Source organism: Mesorhizobium sp. CCNWLY176, from assembly GCF_037153935.1.
Lineage (GTDB): Bacteria > Pseudomonadota > Alphaproteobacteria > Rhizobiales > Rhizobiaceae > Mesorhizobium_M > Mesorhizobium_M zhangyense.
The window spans coordinates 294,744-313,210 of record NZ_JBBBDZ010000004.1; the positions used below are offsets into that span (position 1 = coordinate 294,744).

An 18,467-nucleotide genomic window follows, 5' to 3' on the forward strand; every position below is an offset into this window, starting at 1 on the left:
TCGATGAACCTTCCACCGCTTCCGTCCGTCATGCTTGAACCGCTGGTGCGAACCGCTCTGCTTGAAGATCTCGGGCGGGCCGGCGACGTCACCACGGATGCGATCGTTCGCGCAGAGCAGCAAGGGCGGATGGTATTTTCCGCGCGCCAGCCGGGCGTGGTGGCCGGGCTCGATCTTGCGGCACTCGCCTTCCGCCTGATCGATCCTGCGATCGATTTGGAAATCAAACAGCCTGACGGCAGTGTTATCCAGCCGGGCGATATCATTGCCGAAGTGAATGGTTCTGCACGCGGCCTGCTGACAGCAGAGCGAACCGCTCTCAACTTTCTCTGTCATTTGAGCGGTGTCGCCACCGCGACCCGCTCGGTCGTGGAAGCGGTGCAGGGCCACAAGGCGAAAATCGTCTGCACCCGCAAGACGACGCCCGGGTTACGTGCCGTCGAGAAATACGCGGTGCGGGCCGGCGGCGGCTCCAACCACCGGTTCGGGCTTGATGACGCAGTGCTCATCAAGGACAACCATATCGCCATCGCCGGCGATATCCGCACCGCCATTGAACGCGCGCGGGCCTATGCCGGCCACATGGTGAAGATCGAGGTCGAGGTCGACACGCTCGACCAGCTTGAGATCGCACTTACCGTGGGCGTCGATGCAGTGCTGCTGGACAACATGTCTACCGAGGATCTGCGACGCGCCGTGACGATGGTCGGCGGAAGCGTCATCACCGAGGCATCCGGCCGCGTGACGCCCGCAACAGCCCCGGCTATCGCGGCAACTGGCGTCGATCTCATTTCAATCGGCTGGCTGACCCACAGCACGCCGGTACTCGACATCGGGTTGGACGTGCTGACAACCTGACGAGCGACGTGTCTTCGATCGACCGGCTCGCTCCTCAGACCACGCCCCATGCCTGAAACCGCTTGCGGCCCGTTATCTCGCGCAGATTGAGCTCGCCAACCAGGTTCAATACGCCTTGCCGCGTCAGTTTGAGTTCCGACTGGATCATCGTCGTCGAGACCAGCGGCCGCGCCAGCACCATTTCAATCAAGCGGGGCAGATTGGAACTCGACCGGCGATTCTTCAAACGCCGCTCCAATTGCTCGCGCGCCAGCATCAGGCGATCATGTTCCTTGAGGCCGGCGAGCGCCGATTGGTGAATGGCGTCGAGGAATGCCAGCAATCGTGTGGTCCTGTCGCGAGAACGACGGCGCTCTATCGGAATGTTTCGCAGTCCGATGTTGAGGCAAGCGAGATGGTTTGTGGTGATGGCCGTCTGCCGCAAAAGCGCCGCGACGAACAACGGGCCGAGCCAGGATGCATGCTGCAAAACTTCGATCTCACTCCAGGCGTCGCTGAGAATGGCCGCGCGCGCCATGGCCGGCAGGCCTTCGGTTTGCGCGACGACCGTGTTCCATTCGGAAAGTCTTTCTCCCTCGTTCCAGTCGCGATCATATATCAGGGAATCGCGCTCCGGCGCGGAGGGCGATCTGGACTTCGTCTCAAGCCCGTCAAGGACAGCGCTTGACCGCTCCAGCACGGCATCGATCGTGGCAAATTCCCCCGCAAGGCGGTTTGAGGGCTCATCGTCATCAAAGCCGTCAAGGGGCCCTGCACCGGCAGCAACCTCCCCTCCCTGGGTGCTTGCGTCGTCGGTCTCCTCCTCCACGGCCCCACTTCCGGCGAGTTGGCGCATTCCATCCCTGCTGAGCGCCCAGTCCGGCTTGTTGGCGAGTATCTTGCGGCGGGTGCGCAGCATCGAATGCGCGCGGGTAAGCTCATGGGTTGGCGCACGGATATCCATGCGGGCATCGTGCAGGACAAGATCCTCGATATGGACCAGTTCGCCTTGAACCCACAATGCTGCGACCGCGTCATGAAAGTGCATGCGGCCAATCCAGCCTTCGCGGGCCGGGGAACGGGCAAGACGCTCGTCGAGCCGCGTCAACGCCTCGCCGGCCCGCGTAACCGGGACCAGAAGCCTTTCAAGAGACAAAGGGGTGAACTGGTAAGCCATTGAAAGCACAATAGCCTAGCTTCGTTAGTCAAGCTATATGGTTCTTACGTTGACTTGCTGCGGGGCCGCATTGATCGCTTGTTTGGCGAAAGAAACAAGCAGTTTTGACCATCTCGGGGTCAGGCCTATGACGAATGCGGAACGCATGCAAATCATAGCCACAGAACGTTACGAAACATTGTACGACGCTTTCGGCGCACGGCAAGCCCCTTCTTAACGCCGCGTGTCTAACGACATTCACGGAGGGAAGGGCGCCTTCATGCGGGAACCTGGCTGAGCGAGGTTGGCGCACCGACCTGTGACCCTCCAGGAAATTCGAAGGCTCCATGCGGACCCCGTCTCCGCAAGGAGGAGTGCATGTCCGAGAACTAGCGTGTTCGTTATGTTCATTCGATGCCTGACATCGCGAGCCTCGCCGCAATTCCAATCTTGTATATCAGAGCCGGTGCCTGCTCGCGCACGGTTACAGTTATCAGCGACCAGCTTTCGATCAAGACACAGGAGCGACGGCACACACTATTGCGTTGCTTCTCACCCGAATCGGAATGCGCTACTCTGCGACGGCGAGAGATTCCTTCACTGCAGAACCTGTATTAAAATAACCCGTCGACAAAGTTTACGGCAGTAAACCCGCAGCATTGAATCGGCGTTAACCTTTTGTTAACCCTAAATTCCTTGCTCCCATATCCGAATCGGGACAAAATGCGCTTTCTTTGCGGATGATTTGAAAATTCGCATTTTGGAAAAGGCGCCCATGAATATCGCACCCGGCTTCAACAACGCGCTGTCAGACTTCGACCAGCTCATCCTGAAACAGGGTAGCGAGTTGTCGAAGCGATTGCAAAAGCACCGGCTGGATAGCTTTCCGCCCAATGCCCAGAAGACCTTGCGGCCCTTCCAGCTTGCCGAAGTCGCGAGCTATCTCGGCATCAGTTCCGGTCACCTCAAGAACCTCTCGCTGGAGGGCAAAGGTCCGCAGCCTGCCGTCACGCCGACGGGCCGTCGCTCCTATACGGCAGAGCAGATGCAGGAGATGCGTCACTGGCTCGACAAGAACGGCCGCTCCGAGGTGAAAAATTACGTTCCGCATCGGCGCGGCGAAGAGCATCTTCAGATCGTGGCCGTGGTGAATTTCAAGGGCGGCTCGGGCAAGACCACGACGACCGCGCATCTTTGCCAGCATCTCGCCCTCACCGGGCATCGTGTGCTGGCCATCGATCTCGATCCGCAGGCCTCGCTATCGGCACTCCATGGCTTCCGGCCGGAAATCGACCAGGATGAAAGCCTCTATGAGGCACTCCGCTATGACGACGGGCGCAAACCGCTTTCGGCGCTCATCAAGCCTACCAATTTCCCGGGACTGGACATCGTACCCGCTGCCCTCGACCTGCAGGAGTTCGAGTACGACACGCCGCTGGTTCTTGCCGAAAAGGGAACACGCGATATCGGCCGGGTCTTTTTCACCCGCCTCGATACTGCACTTTCCGAAGTGCAGGACCGCTATGATGTGATCGTGCTCGATTGCCCACCGCAACTCGGCTACCTGACGCTGACGGCGCTTTCCTCGGCAACGGCAGTTCTTATCACCGTGCATCCACAAATGCTCGATGTGATGTCGATGTGCCAGTTCCTGCTGATGCTCGGAGAGATCCTCAACCCCATCAAGCGCGGTGGCGGCAACATGAACCTCGATTGGTTCCGCTATCTTGTCACGCGCTTTGAGCCTGGCGACGGTCCTCAGGCGCAGATGGTGCATTTCATGCGGGCGCTGTTTGGCGACTATGTCTTGAAGAACGAAATGGTGAAAAGTACAGCCATTTCGGATGCCGGCATCACCAAGCAGACGCTTTACGAGGTTGAACGAAACCAGCTGACCCGGTCGACCTATGACCGGGCAATGGAAGCGTTGCACTCAGTCAACGGCGAAGTTACCGACCTGATCCATCAGGCTTGGGGGAGGGTATGACGATGTTTCGCGGAAAAACTCTGACAGGAGGACTTCGAGATGTCACGTAAAGGCCTTCTGGCGGGCCTCCTCGAAGAGGACGAGTTTACGGCAGTAAACCCCGACGCCCCCACCGCTCCTATCCCGTCGCCGCGCAGTGGCAGGGGCGCCTTTGGCATGATGAGCCGAGCCGCCGATGAAATGGCGACCAAGGTCGAAGCAGCGCAAGAAATCGAACGGAAGCTGCTCGCCGGCGAAAGCGTCATCGAGCTGGATCCCGATCAGATGGACAGCTCATTCGTGCTCGATCGCATGGAGCAGGACGATGCGCGCCTGGACGAGCTGGTCGAGGCAATCAAGGAGCGGGGGCAGGACTCCCCGATCCTCGTGCGGCCGCATCCAACGTCAGAGAACCGCTATCAGATCGTTTTTGGTCATCGCCGCGTCAAGGCGGCAAGGCTGCTGGGCAGACCGGTGCGGGCGGTGGTCAAACCCCTCACCGATCGCGAGCATGTCGTCGCCCAGGGCCAGGAAAACAGCGCACGCGCCGATCTCTCCTTCATCGAGCGTGCGATATTTGCGGCAAAGCTCGCCGAAAGCGGCTTCGACAACCAGATAATCATGACCGCGCTGTCGGTAAACAAGACCGTCGTGTCGAAGATGGCTTCGGTGACCAAGCAAATTCCGGTGGCGATCATCGAAGCCGTTGGAGCAGCACGCGGCATTGGCCGCGACCGTTGGTACGATCTCTCGCTCAAATTCCGCATTCACGGAAATGCAGCCAGGGCCGTTGCCTATGTTGCACGGACTGAATTCGGCGAATCGGATTCGGATGAACGGTTCAACAGCCTTTTCGATTTTCTTCCATCGGAAGAACTGAAGAATGGAGCCGCCCTCCATCAGGACAAAGCCCAGGCAAGCACCACGTCATGGGTGCCCGCCGACAAATCCCTCAGCGTAACGATGAAAACCACCGGAAAGGCGTTCACGCTCGCCTTGAAGGACAAGGATGGCACGCGCTTTGGCGACTGGATTTCGCAGAACCTGGAGGGGCTGTATCAGGCCTTCAGGCAAACCGAAAAGACCAAAACAGGAGACTAAACCGCAAAAGAAAAAGGCCCCCGAACGTTGCCGTCACGGAAGCCCTTCTCAAGTCTGTAGCAAGCTGAGAATCGCAAATCCGCGAATCACTGTCAAGAGTCATTGGCGTCGTTTTGGCGAGCAGATTTCTTTTGCCTGAAAAAAGGTGAGAGAAAAATGGGAGTAGTACTCTCGTCGACGCCCTTTGGGCGGCGAGCGCTGTCGTTTGCCATGGTGGCAGGACAGGTTACAGCCAATGAATGCCCACCAGACACCACCATCAACAAGTGGCAGGCGTTCCGAACCATATGCGAGGCCAAAGCAGCGATCGGCGTGACCGACCGTTCGCTCGTCGTTCTCAATGCTCTGTTGTCGTTTCACCCAGAAACCGACCTTTGCGGCGGCGACGACCTCATCGTTTTTCCGTCAAACGCACAATTGGCCTTGCGTGCCCATGGAATGGCGCCAGCCACGTTACGCAGACATCTGGCGGTGCTAGTCGAATGCGGGCTTCTCATCCGTCGCGACAGCCCGAATGGCAAGCGCTATGCACGAAAGGGGCAGGGCGGTTCCATCGAGCAGGCCTTTGGCTTCGACCTCATACCCTTGGTCGCGCGTGTCGCAGAATTCGTGCGTCTTGCAAACGAAATACGTGCCGAAAGGCGTGCTCTCCAGCTTTGCCGCGAGCGGATCACACTCAGCCGTCGCGACATCGCGAAAATGCTCTCGTTCGGCCGTGATGGTGGCGTCGCCGCCGATTGGAACCGGCTACAAATCGAATATCAGGCAATCATCGGTCGGCTGCCCAGAACAGCCACGCTCCTCGCGTTGGAACCTTGCGAAGAGGGCCTGGCTGCTTTGGCCGTAAAACTGCGCAAGATTCTGGAAACACACGTAAAATCGAAAAAACCAAGCGCCAATGAGTCCCATTTTGAGCGGCACATACACTATTCAAATCCGAATCCAGATGAAGTTGAATCTCGCCAAAACACGCAGGCGGAAACAATCACCGAGCCAACGGCTGAACCCGAAATCCAAATAACAACCAACTATCCGCTCAACCTTGTGCTGAAAGCCTGCCCCGACATTGCCGACTACGCCAGGAATGGCATTTCTCGCTGGGGCGATCTCATCGAAACGGCAAACCTTGTCCGCTCCGCCCTTGGCGTAACGCTCGATGCATGGAACCACGCCAATCAAGCGATGGGGCCTGTCGATACAGCCATCATCACGGCAGCAATGCTGCAACGTGCCGGAAAAATATCAAACCCTGGCGGTTATCTGCGTAGCCTGACTGAAAAAGCAAGGAACGGGAATTTTACCGTCGGTCCTGCGTTGATGGCACTGCTCAGAAAGCAAAATGGCCCGAGCGAAACGGCGGTTGCCTAGGAAAATTATGGAAGAAAATCCGCATCGCCAATTGGACGATTCATTCCATCCAGAGAAGCATAGTGACGAAACCCGATAATTATTTCTGCAAATCGAAGTCCCGGCTGCTTTGCGACAGCGATGCATCAACAGGTGGGCTTGCCAGCGCATCTTGCCCATTCCTGGCACGTATACGCCTTCTCCTCAGGTCAAAGAAAGGCTCACACATATGACGGCGTATATCGATCATTTGCGCGGAAATACGGCTTGGCGCTGTAGCGAGCCTACCGAAAACCTCTGGACGCGCTCGTGCTCGAACATTCTGCTACGGACGCCGGCAGCAAGGGTGAGGAATTGCAACACATCGAGATTCTGGCGGCCCGCTCACCCGCAAAATGCCTCCAGTCAGCAGCATAGGTTCGTCGAAAATGTCCGGTCGGAATCATTGCGAGCGCCATCTGCAACCTCCTTGGCCCGTAACGGGGAAACGGGTGGCGTCGGCAGAAATCAGCGTACCGTTCGACAACGACATATTCTCAGTTTTATGAGACGCTCTCGAAATCTGCTGAGAGTTTGTCGGTAATCTGATTGAGGGAGAGGTCGTTAGCGGTAGGATCATAAGAGGCTAATAAGGCAACATTATCGTTCGTTTTAAGTGAGCGACACCCTGTGCGGTTTAATGTGAAAGCGATGGCATAAACTGCACGGGCACTGTAGGCTAACCGGCATGGATTCGCCCACTGTCCGACCCGATTCACCTGCCGCGCATCTCCCCGCATGGGCTTTGCCGCGTGGTCGCGCGCCGAGCGAGGCGGATGCAGCCTTCGCCGCTGGCATTGCTTTGAAAGCGCTCGACGATTTTTTGCGCACCAACCCCGCCTGGGCCGGTTGCTTTCGCGCCCGCCAGGCGCTTTCCTGCGCCGCGGCGGCTGTTCGCCTGATGGGCCGGGGCGAAGACGAAGCCGCCCTGCGCGATGCCGTTCTGCTCACCGCGCTTGGCAACGATCCTGGTCCCGCCGGTAATTTTTGCCGGGCCTTCCAAAAACTGGCCGTTAAAAAACCTGTTCTGTCGGTGACGGTTGCGGCTGAGATCGCCGCGCTGTTCGGAATAGCCTGGGACGACCGCCTGGCCGCTGCCCTCGATCACGCTGTCGGCGTGCAGCAAAAATCTGGGCGCGCCGTGCCCTTTGCCGTCGCCGAGTTTGTATCCGCCATTTACACCGAACGCCCCGACGCCGAAATTCTGGCCTGGGCGCTCGCCGATGTTTTGCTCGCCGAAAGGCTGCAGTGGAAAAAGACCGTGCCGCTGCTGATGACGGTGCGGTTCGGTTCAGCCTTTCGGACGCCTGGGGGCACAGGTCGGGTGCGACCGGGTGAATCTTCTTTCCAACGCGCTGTTTGTCTTACCCTAGTCGAGGCGACAAATTCGGCGCTGCGGTCAGCGGGAGAAATCGCTCGACGCGCCGACATCCTTGTCGCCGTGACGCCGAAGGTGAGGACGAAGGGAGCTGACACCGTCATCGCAAAATTGCTCGAAGAGGACGCCGTGCCGGCCTCGGCGCCCGCCACAAGATTGTCGCGCTGGGCCGCAATGCGGCTGTTCGAACGGCTGGAAAGCTTTGGGGCGGTGCGCGAATTGTCTGGCCGTTCTTCGTTTCGGATTTTTGGGCTGTGACCATTGGCGGCGCCACGAAAACAGCGCGCGGTGAAAAAAAGATGGCCAGAGGCGAAATGCCCTTGGATCGCGAACTCGAAGATTTGTCGCCGGCCTTGCGCTGGCGCGAATGGATGCTGCGGGTCGAAGCCGTCTTGTTCGCCGCAGCCGAGCCGGTCTCGCGCGAAATTCTTGGCAGGGTGGTCGGCAAAGACTGCAGTGTCGAGCTTCTGATCGACGATCTCCAGGAGGAATTGCGCGATCGGCCCTACGAACTAGTCTCCGTCGCCGGCGGCTGGCAGCACCGAAGCCGTTCGGCTTACGCACCCGCGATCCGTGCAGCGGCGGCGCCCACCCGCTCGGCCACAGAAACTCTCTCCGACGGCGAGGCCATGTTGCTGATGGCAATTGCGTATTACCAGCCGGTGACGCGCGGCGATCTGTCGAAGATTTTTGGCAAGGAGGTCTCGCGTGACACCGTCGCCAGCCTGCGCGATGCCGGCTTCATCGTCTCCGGCCCGCGCAGCCCGACGCCCGGAGCGCCCTATACCTACGTCACCACAAAATACTTCCTCTCTACCTTCGGCCTGGAGACGCTGCGCGATCTGCCCGACCTCGAAGCGCTGGAGGATGCAGGGCTGCTGAGGCGGGGGGAGGCTAGACCAGGAGCCATTTCTGACCCTGCCGCTGAGATGGAAGACGACGGGCGTGCGTTGGCCGATTAGCTGTTTTGCGGCTACGCAGCTCCTCTGTAGATTAGGGAGCCGTCCACTTTTGACACAAAGTGATTTCCACCTTGCGCGCGGCGAATGGCAGCTAGCCGCGAGAAATCGTGCCTGGCCGATCAGATCGCATCGTCATTGACGGTAGCCAGACGAACCGGGAAGCAATCATTGCCTGCGATGGCGAGAGCCGGCTTCGAGACCAATCGCAACGGCTACTGAAGCCGATCCGCATCCGGCAGAGCCAATATCTGAACAACCGCATCGAACAGGACCATCGCCGAATCAAGCGTCGGATCCGGTCCATGCTCGGCTTCAAATCGATCACCTGCGCAGCAACTATACTGTGCGGCATTGAAATGGTTCACATGCTGCGGAAACGACAGGCGAGGTACGCGCACAATCCAGCACCGTCACTTGTCGAACAGTTTGAAATCCTGGCCGCGTAGAAACTGAGCAGAAGCCTTTCCGCGTCTCAACTTCGAGTTTGCGACAGAGCCGGCTGATGGGCGTGCGCTGCCGGCATGGCTGGGTGCTACGCGCAATGATCGGGTAACCGCCGGTCGGTCTTTTGTTCATCGACCTGCGCGTCTAGGCTGTTACCGAGGATGGAGTGGTGGAGGATACGTTCCGCCTCGATCTGCCCACCGGTTCGATATCCGATCACAGCACCGATCGCCGTGCCAGCGTAGGCAACGGGTTTTTCTCAGACCGGCTCCATCACGAACTGAATGGTGGCAAGGAAGAAGCAAGCCTGCTTGCCAGGGCGCTGGGCGGTGGGACCGCCCAGCAAATTATCGATCAAGCGTAGCTCGCATGAGTCCTGATCCCACCAGATCGGATCGGGTCCAGCGCCGAAAGGCTGTCCAAGTGGCGCGTTCTTATATCCTGCACAACTGCTGCTTCAGCCAGGCAAGCGTGTCCGCGACGCTGTCAATGCTGTAGGTCGCCTGAGTAGGGCCTCGCGGCTTGACGCGTATTGAAACGCCTTCCGCTTCATTGATCGCTTCGAAGCCGTTCTCGTCGGAGGTGTCGTCGCCCAGGAATACGGGCTGCCTGCCGGCGAATGGCGTGATTTTCAGGAAACGTCGAATGGCCGCGCCCTTGGCCGCTTCGAGTGGCATCAATTCCACGCCGGCATTGCCGGGAATTGTCCGATAGCCCTCGGGCAGTCTGTCCAATGCCCGGTCGACCAGTTCCGTGGCACGGGCCAGCAGATGGGGCGCTGCTCGCGTGTGGATGGCCAGGATCGGACCTTTGCGTTCGATATAGATGTCGCTGCCGGCGAACTCCGCCTCGATCTCAGCGGCAAGAGCGGCGATATCGTCAGGTTCGCCCGCTGCTTCAACCGGGCCGTTCGGCTCCAACCGATGCTCCAGTCCATACAGTCCCGCCGCGCGCAGCTTGAGCGGGTGAAAAAGCCTGTCCGCCTGAGCGATCGAGCGACCGGTAATGAAGGCCACTGCCCCATCCAACTGATGCTCCAGATCGATCAGGAGAGTACGGAGTTCCTCGCTAACGACGACAGCATCGGGATGCGCGGCGTGTTCCAGCAAGGTGCCGTCGATGTCGAGAAATAGCGACCATTTGCCTTCGGCCAGATCCGGCACGCGCAGTCTTTCCTGTATGTCCATCATGACGCCCTCTTGCGATCGAGTATCGAGACGATGTTGCCGCTTGCAGATGGCGGTTGGTAATCGACATTTGCCGTGGCGCGGTCGATCGCGCCGCGTTTGCGCAACCGGGCAGCGTCGAGCAGCATGCTGCCGGCCCATCTATAGACGTTGTTGTCACGAACGATGTCGCGCAGGCTTGCCATGCGCCGGCGCTGTTCGTCGGGGCTCATGGTTATGGCTTGAAGCAGCATGTCGCTCATCATCGTTGCGTCGTAAGGATTGACGATCAGCGCCTCGAGAAGTTCGCGCGCGGCACCGGCGAAGGTGCTGAGCAGGAGAACACCCTGTTCGTCATCGCGCGCGGCCACGAATTCCTTGGCGACCAGGTTCATGCCGTCGTGCAGGCTGGTCACCAGGCAGATATCAGCCGCCCGGTAGATCTCATAGACCTGCTCCTGCGTATGATGCTCGGCCACCATCAGCACCGGCTTGTAGCCATCGCTGCCAAAGCGGCGGTTCAGGTCCTCGGCCCGCTGAAGGCAATCTTCATAGAGCTGCTGGTAAGCCGGCAGTGTGCCGCGGCTGGGCGCTGCGATCTGCAGGACAACAACTCTGCCGATCCATTCGGGATGGTGCGTAAACAGTTCCTCCAGCGCCTCGAAGCGATCGAGAATGCCCTTCGTGTAATCGAGACGTTCGACGCCGACGCAAAGTTTTACGTCCTCATCCAGGCCGAACCTGGCGCGTATGTGATCCCGGCACTCGACGACGGATGGCAGGTTTTCCAACTGGGCCGGCGGCCATTCGATGGAAATCGGATATGCATGCACCAGGCTCGTCTGGCCGCCATAGGAGATGGCGGCATCCTCGCGCTCGATACGGCTTTCAAGAAAGCGATCGACGCTTTCGGTGAAATTGTTGCAGTGAAACTGGGTATGGAAGCCGATGATCGAGCTGCCGAGAAGCCCATCCAGTATCTGCTCGCGCCACGGGCAGATACTGAAGACCTCGGAATTGGGCCATGGGATATGCCAGAAGGTGATGATGATGGCTTCCGGCAGCCTCTCCCGGATCATGCGCGGCAGGAGTGCAAAATGATAATCCTGAACCAACACGATCGGCCGCTCGTTGCGTGCCTCGGCCACCACGGTGTCGGCAAACTTCCTGTTCACGGCCTCATATGCCTTCCAGTCGGAGGCACGGAAAATGGGCCGCGTGAAAGCGATATGGCATAGCGGCCACAGACCCTCATTGGCGAAGCCAAGATAGTAACCTTGCTGCTCTTCCTCGCTCAGCCAGACGCGGCGCAGCGTGTAGGAGGGGCGGTCCGGCGGAACTTCCACGCGATCGTTCTGGTCCACCGTCTGCTGGTCGGCTGAGCCGCCGCCATAGGCGATCCAGGTGCCGGCGCAGGCGCGCGTGATTGGCTCCAGTGCCGAGACGAGGCCACTGGCAGGCACCACAAGCTCGACATCGCCGTCATCCTTCAGATTATGGATGTAAGGCTCACGGTTGGACACGACGATGACCTGGGCACCGGGAAGTTCGCTCGCCAATATCCTGCGCAAGGTTTCCGGCGACCAGTTGATCAACGTTGCGTCCGCCGAATGCCCGTTTTTCTCGTATTCGCGCAGTTTGCTCGACGTGTCGGGCACCATCTCATCCTCGGCGCTATGCGGGCCTGATCGATGAGTTCGACGCTGTTGTCGCAAGGAAAACACCAGCGCGAAGATTGACAGCGCAACGCTTGCCGCAATCAAGAACCAAAGGGTGGGGAGGGAATGCAGAATATCCAAGCCGTCGCTTGTCATGGTAGTGCCAAAATCATCCTCGGCCGCAAGAACGGCCGTCTGTCGGGTCTGTGTCAGAAAATGCATCGCCGCCACTTGCAGGCGATCTGCTTGTGGATGGCTAACGCATCGGGTGCGCTATCGGTTCCTGAAAATCAGGTTCGAACGATAAGCGGCACCTTGCCCTCGTCGCGGCTTGCCAGAAATGCCCCGACACGGTCTCCCACGCGCTGGAATGTCAGATCGACCGCGTTCCCACCCACTCCAAGATGCCGGATGGTGAGATTGTCGATACCGATAGGCAATCTCGGACGATCGACATGGATTTCCCCGTTCCAGCCATCGATCTCGAGACCCAAACAGGCCTGCATGAGCATGAAGACCGAACCGGCGGACCAAGCCTGCGGCAGGCATGCGACCGGATAGGCGATCGGCGCCTCGCCTGGTGCCCGCGTGAAGCCGCAGAACAGTTCGGGCAGCCGCATGTTGAAATGGACAGCAGACTCGAACGTCCCGCTCATCAGCCGCACCAGATCGTCCCGCACGCCGTAGCGCGCAAGGCCTGCACCGCATATCGCCGTATCGTGCGGCCAGATCGAACCGTTGTGATAGGACATCGGATTGAAGAAGATGGCGTCGTCGGCGACCGTCCTCAGGCCCCAGCCTGAATGGAAGGGCGCTGCCAGAAGTTGATCCGCCACCCTTTCGGCGCGACCGGCTTCCGGCAGCCCGACATAGAGGAGATGCCCGGCATTCGACGTCCGGACGACGCATGGATTGCCATCGCCGTCGAGCGCCAGTGCATAGAAGCCGAGATCCTCGATCCAGAAGTGCCTTTCGACGGCAATGCGCATCGCTTCGGCGCGTTCCGCCCAATGCTCAGCCTTTTCGGTTTCGCCCCGGCGCGCAGCCAGTTCGGCCAGCCCCTTGAATGCGGCAAAGACATAGCCCTGGACTTCGACCAGAGCGATCGGGCCTTTCGGGATGCGGCCGTCGGCATGGAAGACGGAATCGAAACTGTCCTTCCAGCCCTGGTTGGCCAGACCTGTATCGGCCGCGCGCTGATAGGTGAGGAAACCGGTGAGGCGGCTGGCCTCCTCTATCCAGTTGGCTGCCGCGCAGAGAGACGGCCACAAGGCATCCATGAAGGCCATGTCGCCGGTGCGGTTGGCATAGGCGCAGGCAAGATGAATATAAAGCGGCGTTGTGTCGACGCCGCCATAATAGCGCCCGAAGGGCAGCTCCAGCAGCGCCGCCATCTCACCTTTGCGCGTTTCGTGCATGATCTTGCCGGGCTGAGAATCGCTGAAAGGCGACGTTTCGGTCGCCTGATGCTGTGCCAGGAAGGCGAGAACGCCGCGCGCCAGGCCAGGATTGAGCCAGAGCATCTGCAAGGCGGAAATGACACCGTCGCGGCCGAACGCCGTCGAGAACCAGGGAATTCCGGCATAGGGGTAGGGGCCCGTTTCCAGTTCGGTGGTCAGCAGCGCGACGTCCGCCCGTGCACGCCCGACCCAATCGTTGAAGACGCGGCCCGAACTGTGGATTGTCGCGCCATGACGGCGCTTTGCCCGCATGCCGAAACGCGCTCGCGCAGCTGCGTCGCGAAAGCGTTGGCGGCAAGGCATGCCGGCGATTTCCGGCCCGGCCTCGATATAAAAAATCTGCCGGCCGCGCTTTGGCACGGCGAGGCGAAAATCCGCCCTGCCTTCCGACAAATGATCGGCTGGATGGGAAAATGAGATCACCGAGACGCGGACGAGCTTATCCAGTCCCTCGTAGCGCAGTACGACGGAGCCAGTGCTGGTCTCGGCTTCGTGCACTGTGCCACGCTTGGCCCGGGTCGATCCGCGCACCTCGAACATGTCGCGGAAATCGGCGGCGAAGTGCAAGGAAAGCGCGATGGTTGAATCCTGCTGGCTATAGTTCGAGATGGTCACGCGCTCGTACAGACGGTTTTCCCACAGCAGCCTGACGCGTTCGATATGAACCGCTCCCTGCGGCATCTCGCGGCCTTCGAGGTTTTCGATCGGCAGGTTGGTCAGGTTGGTGGTGAACAGCACGTTGTCCTGGCTGAGCGATGCACCCAGCAGTGAGGTCGGGCGCCCGCCGACCGTCAGGCGAAACTCCGACAGCACGCGCGTGTCGTCACGGAAAAAGCCGTCGCCGGCACCGCGTATGTCGCCATATGCGTCTGCCACGGCGAAACAATCGCCATGCTTCAGGGCGAACTGCCGATGCGGCTCCCGTGGTGCGGTATCGTCCAGTGATGCAAGGGCAAGGGCCGGGTCGAGCTTGCGCTCGTCAAGTTGTGCCATCGGTCATGAAACTCTGCGGTTGTTGCTGCAATATGTTCGAAAAGGGCTCGCCGCTCAGGAGGCTTTCGCCTCGGCTGCACCGCCGAGCAACCGCGCATAGGCGCTGACATAGTCCCTTGCCATTCGTTCGGCAGAAAAGCGCCGCTCGAAGGTTCGGCGCACTTCACGCCGGTCGAGTTGCAGAAGCTGCGGCATGGACGCAACCGCCTCTTCGATTGAAGCGACGATGAAGCCTGTCACGCCGTTGTCGACGATTTCCGGCATCGCTCCGCAATTCCAGGCGATCACCGGCGTTCCGCAAGCCATCGCCTCGATGACCGCAAGACCGAACGGCTCGGGCCAGTCGATCGGGAAAAGCAGCCCGGCGGCATTGCCGAGGAAGGCGGCTTTGCGGTCTTCCGATATCTCGCCGACATAGTCGATCTGATCGCCATCGATCATCGGCTCGACCACTTCGTGGAAATAGGCGCGGTCGTCATCGCCGACCTTGGCCGCCAATTTGAGCTTGAGCCCGGCGCGTCGCGCGATCTCGATGGCTCGATCCGGCCGCTTGTCCCGCGACATGCGGCCCAGGAATGCGAGATAGCCCCCGTCGCGCCCTGCTTCGAAAGCAGGTTTGTAAATATCGACCGGAATCCCGTGATGGATTGTCGCGAGCCAATTGGCTTCTGCGAGCCCCATGCGCTGGCTGCGCGAAATTGAAATCATCGGAAAATTCGGAAAGCGCTCATAGGCCGGCGCCAGATCGGCGTAGTCCAGCCTGCCATGCGGCGTGGTCACCGTGCGCTGCGGCATATGCTCGAAGAACGGAAAATGCTGGAAGTGGCTGAGATGGAAATGGATGATATCGAACTGGTCGGCACGCTGCCTGACCTCGGCCAGCATGGCCAGATGCGCGGCAATCTCGGATTTCAGCGGATGAGGATCGAGACGAAGCGCGAGCCGTCGACACGGCACCAGCTTTGCCGATGTCGTGGTGTCGCCACTGGCAAAGAGGGTCACGTCGTGACCAAACGCGACTAGCGCTTCCGTCAGATAGGAGATGATGCGTTCAGTGCCACCGTAGAGCTTAGGCGGGACCGATTCATAGAGTGGCGCGACATGCGCGATTCTCATGGTTCAGGTTCCCTCAATCAATATCGTCGAGGTAACCGGAATGTTTCAGCCAGCAGATCGTTCCGACAACCCCGGTTGCAGCTTGAGGTGTCGAGCGAGATTGGAACTGCTGCCAGTCCTGTCGGGGGCGCTCAACGGCTCTGTCGCAAACCGCTCCATGACGGCGAGGCCGCAATAGGGCACGTAGGCTGCGGAATAGCCGCCTTCGTGTGACTCACGAGACGTCCACCGCACAGTTCGTCCGCCTTTTCCATCAGCATGCGTGTGATATCGCGATAGGTATCGCTGTGCAGCATCATGCAGCCGAGCGGATCGGCGCCCGATCCGTCGAAGCCGGACGGTACGACGATGAGGTCCGGTTTGTAGGCCTTGAGCGCCGGCAACACCATCTGCCGGAAGGCGGCGATGGACATTCTCAGAAGCCGGATTTGCCAAGAGTATCCGTCACGTCGTCGTGTCGGTCGCTCGAAATAGTGATTTTGCTTCACTTTCCGGAGAACGGAGGTTCAAACCTTATGGGAGCTGCTTCAAAGTCGCTCCTGGATCGCGGAAGGGGATGTGACATGGTGGATTCTGATCGGATCGACAACCTGATCGCAGCGGTGTCCCCCGCCTTGGCGCTTCGCGCCGGGATGGACCTTGGCATCTTCACCCGGCTCGGTGGCAGCGCGATGACTGCCGACACCTTGGGATCCGCGCTCAAAGTCGAGCCTGATCGCCTGTCGAGGCTCCTCTACGCGCTCGCCAGCATCGGTCTCCTCGAAGTCAAGGATGGTCAGTTTCGCAACGGAGCCGAAGCGGCGGCCTTCCTCGACGCGTCCAAGCCGACCTATCGCGGCGGCGATCATGCGGTTCTGCGCGAGCTTTGGGGGGCTGACCTACTGACCGCAGAGACGCTGCGACAGAACCGGCCGGCTGCGCTGCATGACTTTTCCGAAGCGGGGCCCGAGGCCGCGGCGGCCTTCAGCCGTATGCTTGCACCGGGCGGGATCATTTTCGGTCGACATCTGGCCCGGGAGGTGGACCTCTCTGCGATCGGTTCGGTGATCGACATCGGTGGAGGCCCCGGGACCATTCTCGTCGGACTTCGCGAGCGGCGGCCGCAGATTGCTGCGACGCTGATGGAACTCCCAACAGTCGCAGCGGTCGCGCCAGCAATCCTGTCAGAATACGGTGCCGACGACGTGGTTGTCGAAGAGGGTGACATAACTGTTGCGCCATCGATCGGTCGTCACGATCTGGCGATCCTGAAGGCCGTCGTCCAGGTCCTTCCGCCGGACCAGGCACGCAGTTCGATCCTGAACGCGGCGCGTTGCCTGACACCCGGAGGCGAGATAGCAATTGCGGGGTGGGGTGTCGTCGATGACGACCGCCTCGGCCCGCCTGAGGGTGTCTTTCTGAATCTCACCTTCTTGAACCTCTATCGCCACGGCGAATCGTACACTGAAGGTCAGTATCGAGCCTGGATGACCGAGGCTGGTTTCCGGGATATCTCCAGGTCGCGCCTGACGGACGGCTGCACGTTATTTCGCGCGCGCCTTACGAGCTGATCGTGGCTAAATGGTTGGTTTCGGACACAGAGTGTTGATTTCCGCTTGAACGTGACACGACGCCGCCAGCGACATTTCATTATTTCGGCAGTGAGACATAACAGCCATGAATTCTAGGATAACTTCTTAGAATGTCAGGTCCCGTTGACTTGGGTCCTGCTCAGGGCGCTTGCTAGAAGGCATATCAAACAAAAAATTCCGAGGGGTAACATGCCAGATTCGAGCAAGAACAAACTTCGCCTCGCCGCTGCATCGCTATTGTGTTTGGCCGCCATCTGGCCGGTTGGCAGCGCCAGCGCGGAAACGGTGCTGCGGCTCGCCCATGCGTCGAGTTCCGGCAGCCTGATCAACGATGCCGTGACGAAATTTGCCGACGAGGTGAAGGAAAAATCCGGTGGCGAACTAACCGTTCAGATATTCCCGGACGGCCAGCTTGGTGACGAAGGCCCGATCGCTGACGGCGTTGGTTCGGGCTCAATCGATATCGGTTTGGGTGGCGTTGTCGACCAGATCGATCCGAAGCTGAACGTGGTTACCCTGCCTTTCCTTTTTGCGAATGCCAAGGCTGCCCATGACTTCCTCGATGGGCCGGTGGGTAAAGAAGTGTTCACTACCGGCGGCGACCGCGGCTATCAGATGCTGGGCGCGCTGGATTCCGGTTTTCGTCAGTTTGCCAACAGTGCCCACACGATCAAATCGCCGCAGGACATCGCTGGACTGAAGCTGCGCACACCGCCAAATCCAGTCATTCTCGCCACCATCAAGCAGCTCGGTGCATTGCCGCAATCGATCCCGTTCGGGGAGGTTTACACATCGCTGCAGGCCAAGGTCGTTGACGGCGTCGAACCTGAGATCCGCGATTTCTATGATCAGAAATGGTACGAGAGCGCCAAATACCTCTCCATATCCAACTACATCTGGACGCCCAACTACTGGTACATGAACAAAGACCGTTACGACGGCCTAACGGATGACCAGCGCAAGGTGCTCGATGCGGCCGTGACTGATACCACCCAGTGGTATCGCGGCAAACTGGAAGAAGTCTATGCCGACGTGCGCGCCAAGCTTACCGAGAAGGGCGTGGAGATCAACGAGGTAGATGGAGCCCCGTTCCGGGCCCTGGTCGATCCCGTCTACCAGCAGTTTGGTGCCGAATGGGGCGCGGACTACGTTGCCAAGGTGCGCAAGGCGGCGACCGGCGAATAGCAGCCGTGCGATGGCGTAGTCAGGAACGACGTCTCGCATTGTGATGCCGCGGCGGTGAAATCATCGCCGCATTCGCCCTGAAGAGATT

General features: G+C 59.6%; 15 protein-coding genes and 1 pseudogene. 10 read left to right on the top strand and 6 right to left on the bottom strand.

Features of this window, described 5'->3' with window-relative positions; genetic code table 11:
• Positions 1–3: 3 nt before the first annotated feature.
• Positions 4–858: a carboxylating nicotinate-nucleotide diphosphorylase gene (gene nadC, locus WBQ96_RS09065; RefSeq protein ID WP_336549357.1), complete on the top strand. Its 855-nt coding sequence runs from the start codon at positions 4–6 to the stop codon at positions 856–858.
• A 34-nt stretch (positions 859–892) separates the two neighbouring features.
• Here nadC and WBQ96_RS09070 read toward each other — a convergent pair whose 3' ends face one another.
• The gene (locus tag WBQ96_RS09070) at positions 893–2,014 is read right to left on the bottom strand and encodes an RHE_PE00001 family protein (RefSeq protein ID WP_336549358.1); all 1,122 of its coding nucleotides are present in this window, start codon (positions 2,012–2,014) and stop codon (positions 893–895) included.
• A gap of 754 nt (positions 2,015–2,768) precedes the next feature.
• Between WBQ96_RS09070 and repA the strand changes: the two genes are divergently transcribed.
• From repA to WBQ96_RS09105, 7 genes and pseudogenes are all read left to right on the top strand, one after another.
• Positions 2,769–3,980 (top strand): plasmid partitioning protein RepA, encoded by a 1,212-nt coding sequence (gene repA, locus WBQ96_RS09075; RefSeq protein ID WP_165120080.1) that lies wholly within the window; start codon positions 2,769–2,771, stop codon positions 3,978–3,980.
• 39 nt (positions 3,981–4,019) lie between these two features.
• Positions 4,020–5,060 carry a plasmid partitioning protein RepB gene (repB, locus tag WBQ96_RS09080; RefSeq protein ID WP_165120079.1) on the top strand — a complete coding sequence of 347 codons (1,041 nt, stop codon included), beginning with the start codon at positions 4,020–4,022 and terminating at the stop codon, positions 5,058–5,060.
• 156 nt (positions 5,061–5,216) lie between these two features.
• Positions 5,217–6,428, top strand: a complete 1,212-nt coding sequence (repC, locus tag WBQ96_RS09085) for a plasmid replication protein RepC (RefSeq protein WP_336549363.1) — start codon at positions 5,217–5,219, stop codon at positions 6,426–6,428.
• A gap of 706 nt (positions 6,429–7,134) precedes the next feature.
• Positions 7,135–8,082 carry a DUF1403 family protein gene (locus tag WBQ96_RS09090; RefSeq protein ID WP_336549364.1) on the top strand — a complete coding sequence of 316 codons (948 nt, stop codon included), beginning with the start codon at positions 7,135–7,137 and terminating at the stop codon, positions 8,080–8,082.
• Positions 8,083–8,123: 41 nt separating this feature from the next.
• Positions 8,124–8,786, top strand: a complete 663-nt coding sequence (gene scpB / locus WBQ96_RS09095) for an SMC-Scp complex subunit ScpB (protein ID WP_337035884.1) — start codon at positions 8,124–8,126, stop codon at positions 8,784–8,786.
• Positions 8,787–8,899: 113 nt separating this feature from the next.
• Positions 8,900–9,232 (top strand): annotated as a pseudogene (locus tag WBQ96_RS09100) (DDE-type integrase/transposase/recombinase); the annotation flags it as partial.
• Between the two features lie 167 nt (positions 9,233–9,399).
• Positions 9,400–9,594, top strand: a complete 195-nt coding sequence (locus tag WBQ96_RS09105; protein ID WP_165120075.1) for a hypothetical protein — start codon at positions 9,400–9,402, stop codon at positions 9,592–9,594.
• A gap of 70 nt (positions 9,595–9,664) precedes the next feature.
• Here the strand turns inward: WBQ96_RS09105 and otsB are convergent, their stop codons facing one another.
• The 5 genes from otsB to WBQ96_RS09130 all read right to left on the bottom strand — a co-directional run bounded on the left by otsB (position 9,665) and on the right by WBQ96_RS09130 (position 16,036).
• The gene (gene otsB, locus WBQ96_RS09110; RefSeq protein WP_165120126.1) at positions 9,665–10,417 is read right to left on the bottom strand and encodes a trehalose-phosphatase; all 753 of its coding nucleotides are present in this window, start codon (positions 10,415–10,417) and stop codon (positions 9,665–9,667) included.
• Positions 10,417–12,057 carry an alpha,alpha-trehalose-phosphate synthase (UDP-forming) gene (locus WBQ96_RS09115; RefSeq protein WP_442920811.1) on the bottom strand — a complete coding sequence of 547 codons (1,641 nt, stop codon included), beginning with the start codon at positions 12,055–12,057 and terminating at the stop codon, positions 10,417–10,419. The genes otsB and WBQ96_RS09115 overlap by 1 nt, the downstream gene beginning before the upstream one ends.
• A 287-nt stretch (positions 12,058–12,344) precedes the next feature.
• Positions 12,345–14,507, bottom strand: coding sequence for an amylo-alpha-1,6-glucosidase (locus WBQ96_RS09120; RefSeq protein WP_336549369.1), 2,163 nt, complete (start codon positions 14,505–14,507; stop codon positions 12,345–12,347).
• 54 nt (positions 14,508–14,561) lie between these two features.
• Positions 14,562–15,623: a glycosyltransferase family 4 protein gene (locus tag WBQ96_RS09125; RefSeq protein ID WP_165120072.1), complete on the bottom strand. Its 1,062-nt coding sequence runs from the start codon at positions 15,621–15,623 to the stop codon at positions 14,562–14,564.
• 131 nt (positions 15,624–15,754) lie between these two features.
• Positions 15,755–16,036: a hypothetical protein gene (locus tag WBQ96_RS09130; protein ID WP_246245855.1), complete on the bottom strand. Its 282-nt coding sequence runs from the start codon at positions 16,034–16,036 to the stop codon at positions 15,755–15,757.
• 150 nt (positions 16,037–16,186) lie between these two features.
• Between WBQ96_RS09130 and WBQ96_RS09135 the strand changes: the two genes are divergently transcribed.
• Both WBQ96_RS09135 and WBQ96_RS09140 read left to right on the top strand, forming a co-directional pair.
• Positions 16,187–17,173, top strand: coding sequence for a methyltransferase (locus WBQ96_RS09135; RefSeq protein ID WP_165120071.1), 987 nt, complete (start codon positions 16,187–16,189; stop codon positions 17,171–17,173).
• A 210-nt stretch (positions 17,174–17,383) separates the two neighbouring features.
• A complete protein-coding gene (locus tag WBQ96_RS09140; protein WP_165120125.1) occupies positions 17,384–18,379 on the top strand; it encodes a TRAP transporter substrate-binding protein in 996 nt (331 codons plus the stop codon).
• Positions 18,380–18,467 lie beyond the last annotated feature (88 nt).